Annotated in this window: 17 protein-coding genes and 1 tRNA gene; 15 read left to right on the plus strand and 3 right to left on the minus strand. The window is 38.7% G+C overall.

Annotated elements, in window-relative coordinates; translation table 11 throughout:
• Positions 1-32 precede the first annotated feature (32 nt).
• The 10 genes from GH715_RS05530 to zupT all read left to right on the plus strand — a co-directional run bounded on the left by GH715_RS05530 (position 33) and on the right by zupT (position 10,480).
• The gene (locus tag GH715_RS05530) at positions 33-1,496 is read left to right on the plus strand and encodes a gluconokinase (protein ID WP_153834588.1); all 1,464 of its coding nucleotides are present in this window, start codon (positions 33-35) and stop codon (positions 1,494-1,496) included.
• Positions 1,497-1,647: 151 nt separating this feature from the next.
• Positions 1,648-2,391, plus strand: a complete 744-nt coding sequence (gene larB, locus GH715_RS05535) for a nickel pincer cofactor biosynthesis protein LarB (RefSeq protein ID WP_153834632.1) — start codon at positions 1,648-1,650, stop codon at positions 2,389-2,391.
• 117 nt (positions 2,392-2,508) lie between these two features.
• Positions 2,509-4,098 (plus strand): ABC transporter substrate-binding protein, encoded by a 1,590-nt coding sequence (locus GH715_RS05540; protein WP_153834587.1) that lies wholly within the window; start codon positions 2,509-2,511, stop codon positions 4,096-4,098.
• A gap of 22 nt (positions 4,099-4,120) precedes the next feature.
• Positions 4,121-5,101 (plus strand): ABC transporter permease, encoded by a 981-nt coding sequence (locus GH715_RS05545; RefSeq protein ID WP_153834586.1) that lies wholly within the window; start codon positions 4,121-4,123, stop codon positions 5,099-5,101.
• Positions 5,098-5,904: an ABC transporter permease gene (locus GH715_RS05550; RefSeq protein WP_153834585.1), complete on the plus strand. Its 807-nt coding sequence runs from the start codon at positions 5,098-5,100 to the stop codon at positions 5,902-5,904. The genes GH715_RS05545 and GH715_RS05550 overlap by 4 nt, the downstream gene beginning before the upstream one ends.
• Positions 5,882-6,628 carry an ATP-binding cassette domain-containing protein gene (locus tag GH715_RS05555; protein ID WP_153834584.1) on the plus strand — a complete coding sequence of 249 codons (747 nt, stop codon included), beginning with the start codon at positions 5,882-5,884 and terminating at the stop codon, positions 6,626-6,628. Before GH715_RS05550 ends, GH715_RS05555 begins: the two co-directional genes overlap by 23 nt.
• Before the next feature lie 92 nt (positions 6,629-6,720).
• On the plus strand, positions 6,721-7,362 hold the full coding sequence (locus GH715_RS05560; protein ID WP_153834583.1) for an ABC transporter ATP-binding protein: 642 nt from the start codon (positions 6,721-6,723) through the stop codon (positions 7,360-7,362).
• The gene (locus GH715_RS05565; protein ID WP_153834582.1) at positions 7,359-7,841 is read left to right on the plus strand and encodes a PH domain-containing protein; all 483 of its coding nucleotides are present in this window, start codon (positions 7,359-7,361) and stop codon (positions 7,839-7,841) included. The genes GH715_RS05560 and GH715_RS05565 overlap by 4 nt, the downstream gene beginning before the upstream one ends.
• Entirely contained in the window at positions 7,834-9,294 is a 1,461-nt protein-coding gene (locus GH715_RS05570; protein WP_240469351.1) for a PH domain-containing protein, read from the plus strand. The genes GH715_RS05565 and GH715_RS05570 overlap by 8 nt, the downstream gene beginning before the upstream one ends.
• A gap of 379 nt (positions 9,295-9,673) precedes the next feature.
• On the plus strand, positions 9,674-10,480 hold the full coding sequence (gene zupT / locus GH715_RS05575; protein ID WP_153834580.1) for a zinc transporter ZupT: 807 nt from the start codon (positions 9,674-9,676) through the stop codon (positions 10,478-10,480).
• Positions 10,481-10,634: 154 nt separating this feature from the next.
• Here the strand turns inward: zupT and GH715_RS05580 are convergent, their stop codons facing one another.
• On the minus strand, positions 10,635-10,769 hold the full coding sequence (locus GH715_RS05580) for a lmo0937 family membrane protein (RefSeq protein WP_153834579.1): 135 nt from the start codon (positions 10,767-10,769) through the stop codon (positions 10,635-10,637).
• Between the two features lie 180 nt (positions 10,770-10,949).
• Here GH715_RS05580 and GH715_RS05585 point away from each other — a divergent pair.
• From GH715_RS05585 to GH715_RS05600, 4 genes are all read left to right on the plus strand, one after another.
• Positions 10,950-11,023: transfer RNA gene (locus tag GH715_RS05585), tRNA-Gly, on the plus strand.
• 183 nt (positions 11,024-11,206) lie between these two features.
• The gene (locus GH715_RS05590) at positions 11,207-12,907 is read left to right on the plus strand and encodes an ABC-ATPase domain-containing protein (protein ID WP_153834578.1); all 1,701 of its coding nucleotides are present in this window, start codon (positions 11,207-11,209) and stop codon (positions 12,905-12,907) included.
• Between the two features lie 13 nt (positions 12,908-12,920).
• Positions 12,921-14,066, plus strand: a complete 1,146-nt coding sequence (gene queG, locus GH715_RS05595; protein ID WP_153834577.1) for a tRNA epoxyqueuosine(34) reductase QueG — start codon at positions 12,921-12,923, stop codon at positions 14,064-14,066.
• A gap of 10 nt (positions 14,067-14,076) precedes the next feature.
• A complete protein-coding gene (locus tag GH715_RS05600) occupies positions 14,077-14,589 on the plus strand; it encodes a methylated-DNA--[protein]-cysteine S-methyltransferase (RefSeq protein ID WP_153834576.1) in 513 nt (170 codons plus the stop codon).
• 20 nt (positions 14,590-14,609) lie between these two features.
• On the opposite strand, the gene GH715_RS05605 is transcribed toward GH715_RS05600, so the two are convergent.
• Positions 14,610-14,753, minus strand: coding sequence for a hypothetical protein (locus GH715_RS05605; protein ID WP_153834575.1), 144 nt, complete (start codon positions 14,751-14,753; stop codon positions 14,610-14,612).
• A gap of 172 nt (positions 14,754-14,925) precedes the next feature.
• Entirely contained in the window at positions 14,926-15,276 is a 351-nt protein-coding gene (locus GH715_RS05610) for a hypothetical protein (protein WP_153834574.1), read from the minus strand.
• A gap of 297 nt (positions 15,277-15,573) precedes the next feature.
• On the opposite strand from GH715_RS05610, the gene GH715_RS05615 reads away from it, so the two are divergent.
• Complete coding sequence (locus tag GH715_RS05615) at positions 15,574-16,425, plus strand: amidase domain-containing protein (RefSeq protein WP_153834573.1); 852 nt, start codon at positions 15,574-15,576, stop codon at positions 16,423-16,425.
• The last annotated feature ends 24 nt before the right edge of the window (positions 16,426-16,449 follow it).

Here is a 16,449-nt window from a genome sequence, read left to right on the forward strand (position 1 = left end):
AAGCTTTTACTCGCTGGTTGAAGGGGGATATTATGGAGGAAGTAGTAATCGGTCTTGATTTCGGGACGACAAGTGTAAAAGCAGTAGCATTCGATTTACAAGGCAAGGTAAAAGTAGAAGCAGAACAATTAATTGAAACGTATTATCCAGAGCCATCTTTTGTCGAACAGAAGCCAAATGAGATTGAAGCTAGTACTCGAGAAGTACTAAAAGATGTTTTTGCGAAAACGAAAGATAAAAAAGTATTAGCAGTAGGTATCTCTTGTGCCATGCACTCATTGATATGTGTAGATAAGGAGGGTACACCACTATCAGATATGTCGATCTGGTCTGATGGTAGAAGCAGTGAATTAGTAGCGAATCTGGATCCTGCTGTTAAAAAGAGTGTCTATAGTAAAACGGGGACACCGATTCATCCGATGTCACCATTATTAAAATTAATGTGGATGAAAGAAAATGATTATCAGCCTTATCAGCAGGCAGTCTATTTTATGTCATTGAAAGAATATCTACTATTTAAATGGTTTGGTAAACGTGTGATAGATTATTCAATGGCATCTGCAACCGGTTTAATGAATGTTAAATCATTAGATTGGGAAGACGAAGCATTAGATCTTGCTGGAGTGAAACGTTCACAACTATCAACAATTGTTGGACCAACTGCGGTTGTTGAAGGCTTAAACCAGGATATCGCAGCCGAGTTAGGTTGGCCTAAAGGCACACCATTAGTAATTGGTGCTGCAGATGGACAGCTTGCTAATCTTGGAAATGGAGCCATTAAGCCTGGAGAAGTTGCTGTAACCGTCGGCACTAGTGGTGCCATCCGACAATTAATTTCCGGTCAACAAGTAAATGACAATGGTGAAACTTTTAGTTACGCCTTTACTTCTGACACTTCGATCATTGGTGGTCCGACAAACAATGGCGGGATTGCTTTACAATGGTTGAAGGATATGATGGAATTTGGAGGTAGTCATGAACAATTTTTAGCAGGTGCAGAAAATGTAGAAATTGGCGCAGATGGATTGCTTTTTGTTCCATATGTGAACGGTGAACGAGCACCAGTTTGGAATCAAAATGCGAGAGGTAATTTTTATGGTTTAAGTGTCACCCATCGCCGCCCACAATTAGTTCGAGCTGTGCTAGAAGGAATCGTTTTTAATTTGTATCAAATCGGTCAATCATTAGAGGAAATTGCCGGAGCTCCAACGACAATCTCCGTGAATGGGGGATTATCGAAATCTCCTCTATGGGTGCAAATTTTAGCAGACGTGTTTGGCAAGGAAATTCAATTAGCTGACACTCACCATGGAGCGGCATGGGGAGCAAGCTGGACAGCACTTGTAGCAATTGGTAAAGTAGAATCATTCGAACAAATTAAAGAGAATATACCAATTGATCAGGTTGTCAAACCAAATATGAAAAACCATGAAAGATATAAAGCTGTATTTACGAAATATCAGCAAATTGCTAAGGATATAGAGAAGTATTTTTAAAAAGTGGCCATAAAAAGATTAAAAGTGGCCATAAACTGCGCGAAAATGGCCATTAAGTTGAAAAAAGTGGCCATAAAATCACAAAAAGTGGCCATAAATTCATCGAAAGTGGCCATAAAAAATGTTTGTATCAGTTTATGGATGTGATGAAATGCTAGAAGAGATATTAAGAAAAGTAGCCGATGGCGAGCTATCACCTGATAAGGCGAAAGAAAAGCTTGCTACATTTGAAAATCTCGGGTTTGCCAAAGTTGATCACCATCGAAAAAAACGTCAAGGCTTCCCAGAAGTGATTTTTGGCGAGGGAAAAGAACCGTCACATATTATCGATATTTCCCGGGCAATGATGGTAAAAAAAGAAAATATTTTAATAACAAGAGTTACATATGAAAAAGCACAAGTAATTATGGAGCAATTGCCTGATTTTCAATATGATCATACAAGCAGAACTCTATTTATGCAAAATAGTCTAGACTCCGGTCATTATAAAGGCTATATCGCCATCGTTTGTGCAGGCACTTCGGATTTGCCTGTTGCAGAAGAAGCTGCAAAAACAGCCGAAGCCTTTGGTGTAGAAGTTAGACGTTTTTATGATGTTGGTGTTGCGGGTATTCATCGTTTAATGGCACATATTGATGAAATAAGAGAAGCAACGGTTTCTGTCGTAGTAGCAGGGATGGAAGGAGCATTACCGAGTGTCGTTGGAGGGCTTGTCTCTCACCCGATCATTGCAGTACCTACAAGTGTTGGTTACGGAGCTAATTTTCAGGGATTATCGGCATTATTAACAATGCTCAATTCTTGTGCATCGGGTATTAGCGTGGTTAATATTGATAATGGTTTTGGCGGGGCTTATAATGCAGTGATGATCCACCGAATTGCCAATCAATCATAATGAAAGACTTTCACAGTGATGAACTCGTTTCTATTAAAATGGAGCGAGTTTTATCATTTAAAAGGCTTGTACATGTTATAATAAACATTATTTCTTTTCGGAAAAGGGGCAATCTATATGAAGAAATTCGGTTTCATTGTGTTGGTAATCGTTGTTTTCGCCTTAGTAGGATGTAACGATAAACCAACACCTGAAACAAATGCAAAAGCAGATCAAGCAAACGAATTAACATTAGCAATTGGTGGCGAACCAGAGGATGGTTTTGACCCGACAACAGGGTGGGGAAGATATGGCTCACCGCTTTTTCAAAGTACCTTGTTAAAACAAGATAGCGAAATGGAAGTTACCTATGATCTAGCAACAGATTATCAGGTATCAGAAGATGGATTAACATGGGAAGTGACACTTCGGGATGATGCAACATTTTCTGATGGTGAATCCGTAACAGTTGATGATGTGATCTTTACATATGAAACAGCAAAAAAATCGCAATCGGTTGTCGACTTAGCAGACCTTGAAAACATCGATAAAGATGGTGATTATCAAGTTATATTTCACCTATCACACCCTCAATCAACATTTTTATATACGCTGCAACGATTAGGGATTGTTCCAGAACATGCTTATGCTGAGGACTATGCAGAGAACCCAGTTGGTTCAGGACCTTATCAATTAGTGGAATGGCGCAAAGGAGAGCAATTAATCGTTGAAAAAAATCCACACTACTATGGAAATCAACCTGTAGTTGAAAAGCTTACCTTTTTATTTTCTGGAGAGGATCAAGCACTAGCAGCAGCAAAAGCAGGGGAGATCGATGTATTATCGGTCCCGATTACAATGGCCAATCAAGAAATTGCTGGCATGAAGCAAATCTCTTTACAAAGTGTTGATAATAGAGGTGTAATGCTACCATATCCGGAGCCAACCACAAATGAAGAGGCTGAGGACGTCGGTAATCCGATAACGTCAGACCCTGCTATTAGAAAAGCTCTCAACTATGCGATTGATAGGGAAGCCATTGTGGATGGTGTTTTAAATGGGGAAGGAACAGTTGCTTATTCCAGTACAGATGGCTTACCTTGGGGAAACGCTGATACAGTAATAGAAGATGCTGATCAAGAGCGTGCCGAACAAATTTTAACAGATGCAGGCTGGGAACGTGGAGAAGATAATATTTTTGAAAAAGATGGACAAAAAGCTAGTATGACGTTGTATTATCCGTCAGGTGATCAAATGAGACAATCTTTATCTCTTGTGTTCGCAGACATGATCAATGATTTTGGTATAGAAGTCATTACGGAAGGTGCAAGCTGGAATGAAATTGAACAAGAAATGCATGCTAATCCTGTCATGATGGGCTGGGGGAGTCATGATCCTGTTGAATTATATTCTTTATATCATTCCTCGATGCAAGGGATAGATTACTATAATGCTAACTATTATCAAAACGAGCAAGTAGATCAATATTTAGATCAGGCAATGCATGCGAGTACAGAAGAAGAGGCCAATGAATTTTGGAAATTGGCTCAATGGGATGGCAATACCGGTATGAGTACATTAGGAGATGCACCATGGGTTTGGCTCGTAAATCTTAATCACATCTATTATGTTAGCGAAAATATTAAGATAGGTGAACAAAAAGTACAACCTCATGGTCATGGCTGGCCAATTACTGATTTTATTACAGAATGGCAAGTGATGGAATAGAAAAGAAAGGAGACGAACGTAAATGGCAGTTGCGATTATAAAGAAATTGGTACGATTAGTGATATTGCTGTTTGCGGTAAGTCTCCTTACTTTTTTACTTGTCAGCATGTCTCCGGTTGATCCGATAAGAGCCTATATTGGTACAGATATGCTGCTGGTAAGTCCGGAACAACGGGAACAGATCGAAGCATATTGGGGATTGGATCAACCTTTGTTCACTCAATATGTACAATGGATTTCTAGCATTCTATCAGGTGATTTCGGTACATCATTAATCCATCGAGTGCCTGTAACAGAGGTGATAGCTGATCGCTTCTTTTCTTCGATTCTATTAATTGTTCTCGCTTGGCTTATGTCAGGAATGTTAGGGGTTGTGCTAGGCTCTGTTTCTGCTATGAAAAAAGGATCATGGCTTGATCGCGTTATCAAAGGGTATTGTTATTTATTACTTTCTACACCAGGGTTCTGGCTAGGACTATTACTCTTAATGGTGTTTTCGGTCTGGCTTGGTATCTTTCCAACAGGATTAAGTGCCCCGATAGGCATGACTACAGGGGATGTCACCTTACTTGATCGCTTTTATCATGCTATTTTACCAGCTTTAACTCTTAGTATTATCGGTGTTTCCAATGTTTGTTTACATACACGAGAAAAATTGATAGAAGTACTGAACACCCCATATATTCTCCAGGCGAGAGCTAATGGTTACCAAGGTATCGGCTTATTTTGGAGACATGGCTTGCGTAATATGTTATTACCAGCTATTTCGGTACATTTTGCCTCTTTTGGAGAATTATTTGGTGGTGCGATTATTGCTGAGCAAGTATTCAGTTATCCTGGATTAGGTCAAGCGGTGGTGGATGCTGGTCTGCAAGGTGATATGCCACTTTTTCTCGCAATTGTTCTGATCAGTGCCGTGTTTGTTTTCGTTGGAAATTGGATAGCAGATATCTTATATCTCGTTTTAGACCCGCGTTTGCGAAAAGGGGGTAAAAGTTCATGAAAAAAAACATGATGATCCCGCTTTTTCTATTTCTAACCTGCTATGTACTATCATTTCTAATTAAAGATACAATAAGTTTGGAATTAACGAATAAAAATCAAGCACCAAGTTTATCGCATTTGTTCGGAACGGACTGGCTAGGACGCGATATGTTACTCCGAACGTTGAAAGGGGTTCAACTTAGTATTACACTTGGTGTGGTGACAGCATTGCTTTCGACCAGTTTAGGATTATTGCTGAGTCTCTTGGCAATAGTCCATCCCTATCTGGATAAAATGGTCTCCTGGTTGATCGATTTATTTTTGAGCCTACCGCACCTTGTTACATTAATATTAATTTCATTTGTTTTAGGTGGTGGATTTAAGGGAGTAGTAATTGGTCTCATGCTGACCCACTGGCCGGCGATTACGAGGGTGCTCAGGGCGGAGCTTTTACAGTTACAAACCATGCCATATATCCAAATATCGAAACAACAGGGGAAAGGTTTTTGGTGGCGGGCAAGACATCATTTTCTTCCACACTTGTTTCCGCAATTAATGGTAGGCTTTACCTTAATATTTCCACATGCAATTTTGCATGAAGCATCGATCACATTCTTAGGATTTGGTTTATCAGCAGAACAACCGGCGATTGGTATTATTTTATCGGAATCGATGCAGTATTTATCTTCAGGTATGTGGTGGCTTGCCTTTTTTCCAGGTGTGACACTGTTATTGATGATGTTGCTATTTCAACGTTTTGCCAATGCATTCAAACACCATTTAGAAAGGGATCGTTCCTATGAACACTATTTTAACGGTTAATGGCTTATCTGTTCTCCATCAGCAATCAGAACATTATTTGTTAGAAGATATTAACTTTTCGTTATCCAAAGGGCAAGTTTTGGCACTTGTAGGCTCCAGTGGCTCAGGTAAAAGCTTATTAGCACAAGCTATTTTGCAGTTGCTACCTGAAAACCTATGTCACAAAGGAGAGGTATTATATAACGGTCGTCAGGTTAATCAATATGACCGTGGCAAAAATATCGTATTGATACCGCAATCAGTAGAAGCACTGGATCCTCTGATGAAAGTTGGTAAACAGATAGAAGGCTTGATTCAAACCGAGGACTCTCATCAAGTCATGCTCGACTTATTAGCACGATTGGGACTGGAAGCTGAAATCGCAGCCCGTTATCCGTTTCAACTATCGGGAGGACAAGCGCGTAGAGTGTTAGCAGCAATTGCATTAGGTAGTTCTGCCAGCATTGTGATTGCTGACGAGCCAACCCCTGGTCTTGACAAAGAGGCAAAAAATGAGATGATTGCTTTATTAAAAGAGGTGCAGCAAGCAGGAAAAGCGATTCTCTTGATTACACATGATTTCGATGCAGTCCTTCAGCTTGCAGATCGTGTAGCCGTTTTATATCAAGGGAGCATCGTTGAAATAGCAGATGCTAATCATTTCTCAGGTGATGGACAGAAACTAGCACATCCTTTTACTAAAGCATTATGGCAGTCCTTACCACAGAATTCATTTATCAAATGAGATAATTTTTTAAATGCCAAATCTAACAAGAGATAAAAAAGTTTTGTCATAGTTTCGTTTTATCTATAAATCAAGTAATAAGGAGCTTGTGAATGCTTGAGATTACCAATCTATCTTTTACATTACCAAATCAACAAACGCTTTTTCGGAATGTATCAGTGACGCTTCATCAAGGAGAAATAGTTGGAATAAGTGGTGCCAGTGGCTTAGGTAAGACAACATTTGCCAAGGTAGTAACAGGCTATCTACCCGCTGGATCGGGAGAAATCAATTGTAAAAGATTAAAAATTACCCCACATCCGATTCAGTTAATATGGCAACATCCGGAACAAGCCGTTAATCCCAAATGGCGAATTCGAAAAGTGCTAGAAGAAGCTGGTCCGATCGATCAGGAATTACTAGAAGAATTACAGATTCCCTTTGAATGGTTACAACGTTACCCTCACCAACTTTCAGGAGGCCAGCTCCAAAGAATATGTATTGCGCGTTGTTTATTAACACATCCTTCCTATATCATTGCAGATGAAATGACGACGATGTTAGACCCGATTGCGCAAGCTGAAATATGGCAACTGATAACGAACCATGTCCAAGAGAAAAAGATCGGATTACTGATTATTAGTCATGATCGGCTTTTGTTAGATAATCTATGTGAAAAAATAATAGATTTTACACAATATGTGAAACCATTGGATGATAACTCTCGTAATAAGCATGAAGGGGTGAGAACATGAGAGAACAACCTAACGAAAGAATCGCCACAGATGCGATTAAAGCGTGGAAATTAACGGCTCAACTTATTGCAATTATACCTTTATTAATTACAATTGGAGCATTTGTTGCAGCCTATTTCTTTGATTTTCTATCGTATTGGATAGGAATTGTACTAGCAGTTTTAACTGTTTTGGAATGGGTTATCTCCATAGTAATTATTCCAAAATTAAGATGGAGAAGATGGCGCTACCAAATCTATGATCAGGAAATATACATACAGCATGGCATATTAATTGTGACTAGAACGGTAGTGCCAATGATACGAGTACAGCATGTTGATACCCAGCAAGGGCCGATTTTAAAGAAATATGGATTATCGACACTACAGATTTCTACAGCTGCTACAACACATGAAATACCTGCCTTATTAGAGGATGAGGCTGCTGATTTACGTGACCAAATTTCTGAATTAGCGAGGGTGGAGCAAGATGATGTCTGAACCAAAACGATTACATCCAGCAGGCATGTTATTTAATATCATTCAGGCCATCCGACATTCCGTATTTGGTTTCTTACCACTTGTCATTATCGCTGTGGGGAATGATGCTTGGTTTTATGTTATTCTTGGTGCGTCCATTCTTATCTGTTTAATTATTTTATTTAGTGTTTTATCTTGGCTTCGTTACACTTATCAATTAGAAGAAGATCAAATTCGGATTGAACAAGGTATTCTTATAAGGAAAAAGCGAACGATCTCCAAACATCGGATCCAATCGATTGATCTTTCTCAAAATATTATTCATCGTATTTTTGGTTTAACAAAAGTACAGATTGAAACAGCCGGTAGTGACCACCGGATCGATGCAGCTTTATCTGCAGTAACGATGGCAGATGGAAAAATGCTTCATGATCAGCTCAAATCCAAAAAACAAGTAACCGAGACTGACGTGAACGGAGAAGAACAGGAGCTAAAAGAGGAAGTACATGAACAAGATTATCCACAGAAAAAAATTACACCGAAAGCGTTATTTGTTGCTGGATCAACATCAGGAAGTTTTGGTATTATCCTCGGTTTAGCTGGTTTAGTCTTTTCAGAATTAGAAACGTTTATCCCGGACCGTTTCTATAATCAGGCAACAGAATGGGTGTTTTCTCAAGCTGTTCAAGTATTGATTGCGTTAGCGGTTATCGTTTTAATTTTATTGTGGGTACTAGGTATATTATCAACTATCATCCAATATTGGAATTTTACCATTACCAGATACGACAAAGAATTGTTTATAACGAGAGGATTATTAGAAAAGAAACAATCAACCATTCCGTTAAAAAGGATACAAGCGGTTGGTATTAAGGAAACGATTATTCGGCAGCCAATAGGATTAGCTTCCGTTTATGTCGAGATTGCTAGTGGAGAAATTGGCCAGAATCAAGAGATGCATACGTTAATTTTCCCTATCATGCGTAAAAAACATATTGCTAGTTTTTTAAAGGATATTTTACCTGAATATCGATATCAACCGGAAGGATTGGTGAAATTACCTACGAAAGCAATACCTTACTATATTATTCGATCAGTTATCATTCCGTTGATCGCAACGGTTGTAGTAGCTGTACAATTTACTGAATTCACCTGGATACCGGGAATAGTAATGTTACTTTCCTGCATATATGGTTATTTTCAATACAAAACAACTGGTTACCTTATTCAGGATAAGCAATTGTTGGTCCAATCTCGAACCATTAGTAAGGATACAGCTTTAGTTCCACATAAAAGGTTACAATCCCTGCAAAAGAAACAGCATATCTTACACCGAAAACAGGGATTAGCCACATTAGATACCGCAATTTTAAATAAATTTGTTGGTCGTCATTTTATTGTAAGAGAACTAAACGTGGAGGATGTCGATCAGATAGCAGATTGGTATTCTTATCGAAAAAAGCCGTTATCATAATAAAGTGAAGAAGGATAGTTAGTACTGAAAAGTGTACTGACTATCCTTTTTTATAAGTAAAGAAAGTATATAATCCGCGGTATCAACGCATTTGTAAGCAGAAGCCATTTTGAAATAGCTTGTACAGGAAACCATCGCTGCGGCTGTCCGCTTCCCTTTCCACGGGATTTTCGCCTTTTATGAATAAATAAAAAAGTTGACGAATTTTTGCATTAGGAGTATTATTTTTCCCATGAGAAACTTTTGGAATATTTGGGCATATATATAATTGAGTCCTTTGAACAGTCGCCCGTAAGCTCCTCACTTCCAGAACAGGGAGATAACGGACGCTATGGAAGTCTTGCTCTATTATAGTTTGCATAGGAGAGGTGTACAGCTAATGGAATTAGAAGGGGTAGCGTTGGCGTTTAGTTTGACCTTACTAGCAGGTTTGGCAACTGGGGTTGGAAGCATATTAGCATTTTTTACGTCTAATACAAATACGAAATTTTTGTCCTGGGCCTTAGGTTTTTCAGCTGGTGTGATGATCTATGTCTCAATGGTAGAAATTTTTGTGAAAGCACAAGACTCATTAGTTGGCGAATTAGGGGAAACAACAGGTAGTTGGTTGACCGTCATCGGATTTTTTGCAGGTATGATTTTAATAGCATTAATTGATAAATTTATTCCAAAACAGGGCAATCCACACGAATTGAAAAAAGTAGAGGATATGAATAAAAATCCAAATGGTGATGGCAGTTTATTAAAAATGGGTATGTTCACGGCACTAGCTATTGCCATTCATAACTTTCCTGAAGGTATTGCTACTTTCACAGCTGCCTTACAAGATCCAGGTTTAGGGATCGCCATTGCGGTTGCCATAGCAATTCACAATATCCCAGAGGGGATTGCTGTCTCGGTGCCAATTTATTTTTCGACAGGAGACAAGAAGAAAGCATTTAAATTGTCCTTTTTGTCAGGATTAGCTGAACCAATTGGAGCATTAGCCGCCTTTCTATTTTTAATGCCTTTTCTATCAGATGTGTTGTTTGGTATGATATTTGCAGCCGTTGCTGGAATTATGGTATTTATCTCTTTAGATGAATTACTGCCCGCAGCTAAGAAATACGATGAAGCACATACATCTATATACGGTCTTATTACAGGAATGGCAGTAATGGCGTTAAGTTTATTATTGTTCATTTAAAAAAACGGGGAGGCTCCCCGTTTTTTTATCTAGTGAAGAAAGTATATTATCCGAGGTATACTTCGGATAAAAGCCAGCATGTTACTTCTTGTTACTGCTGTAGATCAACCTAGCCTAGTAATAAGGACTGGGCTAGTTTAGTCCTGCATTTTTACTAATTCCGTATCATTCTTGCAATAAAAACTACAAGTGCAATGATTAAGAGAATGTGTATTAGACCACCTGCAATTTCAAACAAGAATCCGATAATCCATGCTAACAATAAAATTCCTATAATGGTCCAAATCATGAAGTCCACTCCTTTTTTCGCATGTTACGTATAAAATACCCAATATCGACAATAATAAACTTTTTTCGAAAAAATGTTGCAATCATAGAAGTAGCTTGTTATAATAATCAACGTGGTTTCGTTAAGAGATTGTTAACTGTTTTTAATAAAATGTTAATAAATAACATCTTTTATATATATGCGGGTGTAGTTTAGTGGTAAAACCTCAGCCTTCCAAGCTGATGTCGAGGGTTCGATTCCCTTCACCCGCTCCATACATAGGGTTGAACGTAGTGTTTCGTTTTAAAATGAAGCATTACGTTTTTTTATGTTATTAAACAATCTATCCAAATGAATTACGACAAATTAAGTTAGAGTCTGATTAAAACACTTGCGCATTACTGTTTACAACTTGTATTGTAGAGAATGAATAACAATATATAAGAGGGGTAAATAGTATGAAGAAGTTACAACAACTCTTACAAAATATAGATGGAAAAGGGTATAAAGCTTATAAATCAATTCAAGGAAGTTATTCCTTCCACCGCTATGAAGTATGTGTGGACTATGTACAAGGAGATCCCTTTGCCTCACCTTCAAAGATCCGTATTGTGATACCAGATGTCTATCGTCCAATTAAAGATGAATGGAAACAATCTAAACAAAGAAACATATATGTAGCTGACCATATTGCCCGATCGGTAGCGAAGGCGATTAAGAAAGAATCCAACCAACCAAAAGGGTCTGGTAAAAGCGGATTAATCCATATTGACCAGCCTGGTCAGGAAATTCTCGAACGGACAGCAGTTCAAATAAAAAAAGATAAAACAATTATTTGTTTATCAGTTGGTCTGCCAGCAAATGGTCGCCGTATTAATGGTAAAGAAGCAGAAAAATTATTTTTTACAATATTACCTTCGATTTTAAAAAACTCAATTTTCTCTATTAAAGATGATGAATTAACAAAAAGTGTTCAATTAGCAGATCAACATACTGTTATTAGAGAGAAAATGAAGGAAAATAACTGGATTGCTTTTGTTGCAGATGGTGCCATACTTCCACGTGAAAGTGGTGTAAGCAACCGTCCACTAAGAAAAGCAGTACCTTTTGAAAGTCCGCAAGAAAACCGAGTGGAAATTAAGCTACCACATCGTGAGGAAGCTTTAACAGGTATGGCAATCAGGAAAGGTATAAGTCTGATTGTTGGTGGCGGCTATCATGGTAAAAGTACGTTATTGCAAGCGTTGGAACGTGGTGTTTATCATCATATTCGCGGTGATGGACGTGAGTATGTGCTAACTGATCCTGACGCAGTGAAAATAAGAGCGGAGGATGGCAGACAGGTAACATCGGTTAATATTTCTGCTTTTATTAATGATCTACCTCATGGACAAACGACAACAAAATTTACGACAGAGAATGCCAGTGGCAGTACCTCGCAAGCTACAAATGTAGTGGAAGCAATTGAAGCCGGGGCGACAACCTTGTTAATTGATGAAGATACAAGTGCGACAAATTTTATGATACGTGATGCACGTATGCAAGCACTTGTTCACCAAAATAAAGAACCGATTACACCTTTTGTCGATAAAATTAAACAATTACGAGATGATTTGGATGTATCCACGATTTTAGTAATGGGTGGTTCTGGTGATTACTTTGATGTGGCAGATCAGGTCATCATGATGGATCAATATAAACCATTTAATGTAACAGAAAAAGCTCGAGAAATTGTGGAACATCAGCCGGTATCCCGACAGCCGGTTACGGACAAACTGGCAAGTGATATGAATCAACGGATCTTTTTACCACCAAGTTTAAACTTACAAAAAGGGAAAAAGAAAAAAGTCCAAGCAAAAGGTTTATATACAGTTCTTATGGGAACGTCAACAATTCAGCTTGATGATGTGGAGCAGTTAGTTGATGCTTCTCAAACTCGAGCAATTGCAGAACTATTACGTTATATGGAAGCAAAAGGGTCATTAGAGCAAGGAAAACCTTTAACTGCATTGCTTGACGATATCGAACATGTCATGGATCAAGAAGGGCTACAAGCTTTTGCACCTTTCCCGAATCAACACCCAGGTGATTTAGCTAGACCAAGACGGTTTGAAATTGCGGCATGCTTAAACCGCATGAGAACAGCAAAAGTTCAATAAGGAGGTGAGTGTAATGGCATATCAACAGCTAAAAGAAGAGTTAATTACTTATAGTAAAGAAATCGGTATTGATAAAATCGGCTTTGCTAGTACGGAACCTTTCGCTGAATTTAAATCAAGGCTAGAAGAACAGCAAGCACTAGGCTATGCTTCAGGTTTTGAAAAAGGAACGAATGAAGAAAGAACAGAACCGGAACGATTAATGCCAGGTGCAGAGTCGATTATTGCCATTGCACTTGCCTATCCAACAAGAATTAAAAACGATCCGAAAAGTGTCAAAGGAGATCGCCGTGGTTTATTCGCCCGTGCATCGTGGGGAACAGATTATCATATCGTTTTAAAAGAAAAATTAGATAAACTAGCCTCCTTTTTACAGGAAAAAGTGCCAGGCTTTCAATTTAGTTCAATGGTTGATACAGGAGAATTGTCTGATCGAGCGGTGGCAGAACGGGCTGGTATTGGGTTCAGTGGCAGCAATACGTTAATCATTTCACCGGAGTATGGGTCTTATATTTATTTAGGTGAAATGATTACCAATATACCTTTTCCAGCGGATCAACCACTTGATGAGGGGTGTGGGACTTGTACGAAATGTATTGATGCTTGTCCAACAGGTGCTCTCGTCGAGCCGGGAAGATTAAATGCGCAGCAATGTCTCGCATTTCTTACTCAAACGAAAGGTTTTATGCCAGATGAACATCGAGAAAAGCTGGGAAACTACATCTATGGCTATGAAACCTGCCAGGTTGTCTGCCCGTATAATAAAGGAGTAGATTTCCACCATCATGAAGAGTTTGAGCCTGATCCAGATCTAGTAAAACCACGACTTATCGATTTGCTAGCTGTTTCTAACCGAGAATTCAAAGAAAAATTCGGGAAAATGGCCGGTTCGTGGCGTGGAAAGAAACCACTGCAACGTAATGCCATTCTTGCCTTAGCTCATTATAAGGAGTCGTCAGCTATCGATACGTTAATCAAGTTAATGAATGAGGACCCACGTCCTGTCATCCGTGGAACAGCAGCATGGGCAATCGGTAAAATTGGAGAAGAAAGAGGATTCCGTGCCATCGAACAAGCAATGCAGCGAGAAAAAGAACCAGAAGTTATAGAAGAGATGGAAAAAGGTTTACAATTCGAATCTATAGCAACCAATAAATAGGAGGTTCTGTATGAATGCTTTAAACTATTATCCGTATGATTCACCACTTGGCACTCTATTACTCGTAAGTTATGATCAGCATCTTATTTTCATTAAGTTTGGGACGATGAAGGAGAATGAACAGGAAATTATTGCTTGGGCTGAAAAACATGCTTTACCTACTAAATTAGTAGAATCAAAGGAAGCATTGCAAGAGACAATTAGCCAACTGACCCAATATTTTAAAGGGGAGCGAAAGACCTTTTCGATACCGTATAAATTTTATGGTACGCCTTTTCAACAAAAGGTATGGCAAGCATTGGCCAAAGTAGAGTATGGTAAAACATGTTCTTATCTAGATATCGCTAAAAGTGTTGATTCACCGAAAGCAGTACGAGCTGTTGGAGGTGCGAATAATAAAAATCCGATTTCGATCATTATTCCTTGCCATCGTGTGATTGGAAAAAACGGTAAGTTAATCGGTTACGGTGGTGGCTTGGACAAAAAAGAATATTTACTAGAATTAGAGAGGGCGGAAGTTTGATCTTCCGCCCTTATATCATTTTATTCTGCTGCTTCGTCTTCAGATGTCTCAGTAGTTTCTTCCGTTTGATCTTCTGTGTCACTTTCTTCGTCTCCAGCACAAGCAGTAAGCCCGCCAAATGCTAAGAAAGCAACAGCTAAAAGAGATAGCCATTTTTTCTTCATCGTAATCCCTCCTTCAAATTCCATTCTAAAAATCCATATGGTAAATTACAACTGAAAATACCATATATTAACTAAAATTTATATTATTTACATGGGCTTAACATTAAAAAGTTAGTGAGATACTAGAAAGACGCTTGGATATATATCCAAGCGTCTGTTTACTTATTTAGTATTATTCTTCTTCTAATTCAACGTCGCCGTTCATTTCACCTTCAGCTCCGGTATTGTCTCCACTATCTTCTTCCATTGGTGCCTCTTCATCCGCAGGCGCTTCCTCTCCAGCAGCAGGATCATCTTCTGGCGCTGGCGCGTCCTCCTCAGCAGCAGGATCATCTTCTGGTGCTGGCGCCTCTTCCTCAGTAGCAGGATCATCTTCTGGCATTGGCGCCTCCTCATCCGCTGGAGCTTGATCTTCCATTGGCGTATCTTCTGCAGGATCAGGACTTTCATCCTCACCACAAGCTGCTAAGCCACCAACTGTTAGTACTGAAACTCCTATCAATGATAATATTTTTTTCTTCATGTTTAATTCCTCCTTCTTGTATGTTCACAAATCGTATTCCCGAGGAGTAAACGAATTAATCATAAAAAAAACCACATTTAATATAATGGTAATGACATGAAAATATAGTAATAGATTTGAAAATTTACTGAAATACAGAAACAATCGTGTAAACTCTCCATTGGATTGAAAGGGTAAGTTTCATTTGGTTGTAGGGGGGATACAAACTTCCACTGATACAAGGATTAATGATGTTGCGTCATTTCTAGACTAAATGCAACTCTTGTGAATATACATGGAATCAGGGAGGGGATTGTTTTGTTAGAATGGGAGTTCATTAAAGAGCATTGGAAAGAAAACTGGAATCGGAGCGAGCATTCTCTTCACAAAAAACAAAAGCTGCACAAAAAAAATGGCAAAAGGATTAATCATATAGATCTAATAGGCAAAAAGCGAGATATAACAACTAATGGAGATCGCTCTGAGATAACGTATCACTTGTATATCAAATTGTTTATTGAGGATCAAGATAATTTTTATCATGAGGAAGTGATAGAGAATCGTATTGCCACGATAGAGAATGGCGAAATTATAGAGGATAAGGAGATTTCATTTCTGTCAGATCTAAAACCAGAGAAGATTGAAGCAGGTCAACATTCTGTTCGATTTGCGTATGACCGAAGAGCGGCAGTTCAATATGCAGAACGGTGGTGGAACGATGCTAATCCTGCCTATCGTTTTTTTGAAGATAATGACTGTACCAATTATATTTCGCAATGCTTAAGAGCAGGTGGTGCTCCGATGTATGGTGCGCCCAATCGTTCAAAAGGCTGGTGGTATCAACAAGATAATTGGAGTTTTAGTTGGTCAGTAGCAAACGCTTTAAGATGGTATTTAAGTGGATCGACAACTGGGTTAAAGGGAAAAGAACTTGATAATCCAGAAGATCTTTTGCTAGGTGATGTGATTTGTTATGATTTTCAAGGAGATGGCAGATGGGATCATAATACGATAGTGGTTGCTAAAGATAGTCAAAATATGCCGTTAGTGAATGCTCATACCAATAACAGTCGTCATCGGTACTGGACTTATGAAGATTCAGCAGCATGGACACCAAATTGCCAATATCGTTTTTTTCGAATAGGAGAGGAAGATCGTGCAAATGATTAAGATTATGGTATAATGACTAAGTTA

The sequence above is a fragment of the Gracilibacillus thailandensis genome (genome assembly GCF_010994055.1).
Taxonomy (GTDB): domain Bacteria; phylum Bacillota; class Bacilli; order Bacillales; family Amphibacillaceae; genus Gracilibacillus; species Gracilibacillus lacisalsi.

Bases quoted from the DNA above. Each gene is read 5' to 3' on its own strand.
- GH715_RS05530 (WP_153834588.1), top strand. From the start codon at position 33: ATGGAGGAAGTAGTAATCGGTCTTGATTTCGGGACGACAAGTGTAAAA.
- larB (WP_153834632.1), top strand. From the start codon at position 1,648: ATGCTAGAAGAGATATTAAGAAAAGTAGCCGATGGCGAGCTATCACCT.
- GH715_RS05540 (WP_153834587.1), top strand. From the start codon at position 2,509: ATGAAGAAATTCGGTTTCATTGTGTTGGTAATCGTTGTTTTCGCCTTA.
- GH715_RS05545 (WP_153834586.1), top strand. From the start codon at position 4,121: ATGGCAGTTGCGATTATAAAGAAATTGGTACGATTAGTGATATTGCTG.
- GH715_RS05550 (WP_153834585.1), top strand. From the start codon at position 5,098: ATGAAAAAAAACATGATGATCCCGCTTTTTCTATTTCTAACCTGCTAT.
- GH715_RS05555 (WP_153834584.1), top strand. From the start codon at position 5,882: ATGAACACTATTTTAACGGTTAATGGCTTATCTGTTCTCCATCAGCAA.
- GH715_RS05560 (WP_153834583.1), top strand. From the start codon at position 6,721: ATGCTTGAGATTACCAATCTATCTTTTACATTACCAAATCAACAAACG.
- GH715_RS05565 (WP_153834582.1), top strand. From the start codon at position 7,359: ATGAGAGAACAACCTAACGAAAGAATCGCCACAGATGCGATTAAAGCG.
- GH715_RS05570 (WP_240469351.1), top strand. From the start codon at position 7,834: ATGTCTGAACCAAAACGATTACATCCAGCAGGCATGTTATTTAATATC.
- zupT (WP_153834580.1), top strand. From the start codon at position 9,674: ATGGAATTAGAAGGGGTAGCGTTGGCGTTTAGTTTGACCTTACTAGCA.
- GH715_RS05580 (WP_153834579.1), bottom strand. From the start codon at position 10,769: ATGATTTGGACCATTATAGGAATTTTATTGTTAGCATGGATTATCGGA.
- GH715_RS05590 (WP_153834578.1), top strand. From the start codon at position 11,207: ATGAAGAAGTTACAACAACTCTTACAAAATATAGATGGAAAAGGGTAT.
- queG (WP_153834577.1), top strand. From the start codon at position 12,921: ATGGCATATCAACAGCTAAAAGAAGAGTTAATTACTTATAGTAAAGAA.
- GH715_RS05600 (WP_153834576.1), top strand. From the start codon at position 14,077: ATGAATGCTTTAAACTATTATCCGTATGATTCACCACTTGGCACTCTA.
- GH715_RS05605 (WP_153834575.1), bottom strand. From the start codon at position 14,753: ATGAAGAAAAAATGGCTATCTCTTTTAGCTGTTGCTTTCTTAGCATTT.
- GH715_RS05610 (WP_153834574.1), bottom strand. From the start codon at position 15,276: ATGAAGAAAAAAATATTATCATTGATAGGAGTTTCAGTACTAACAGTT.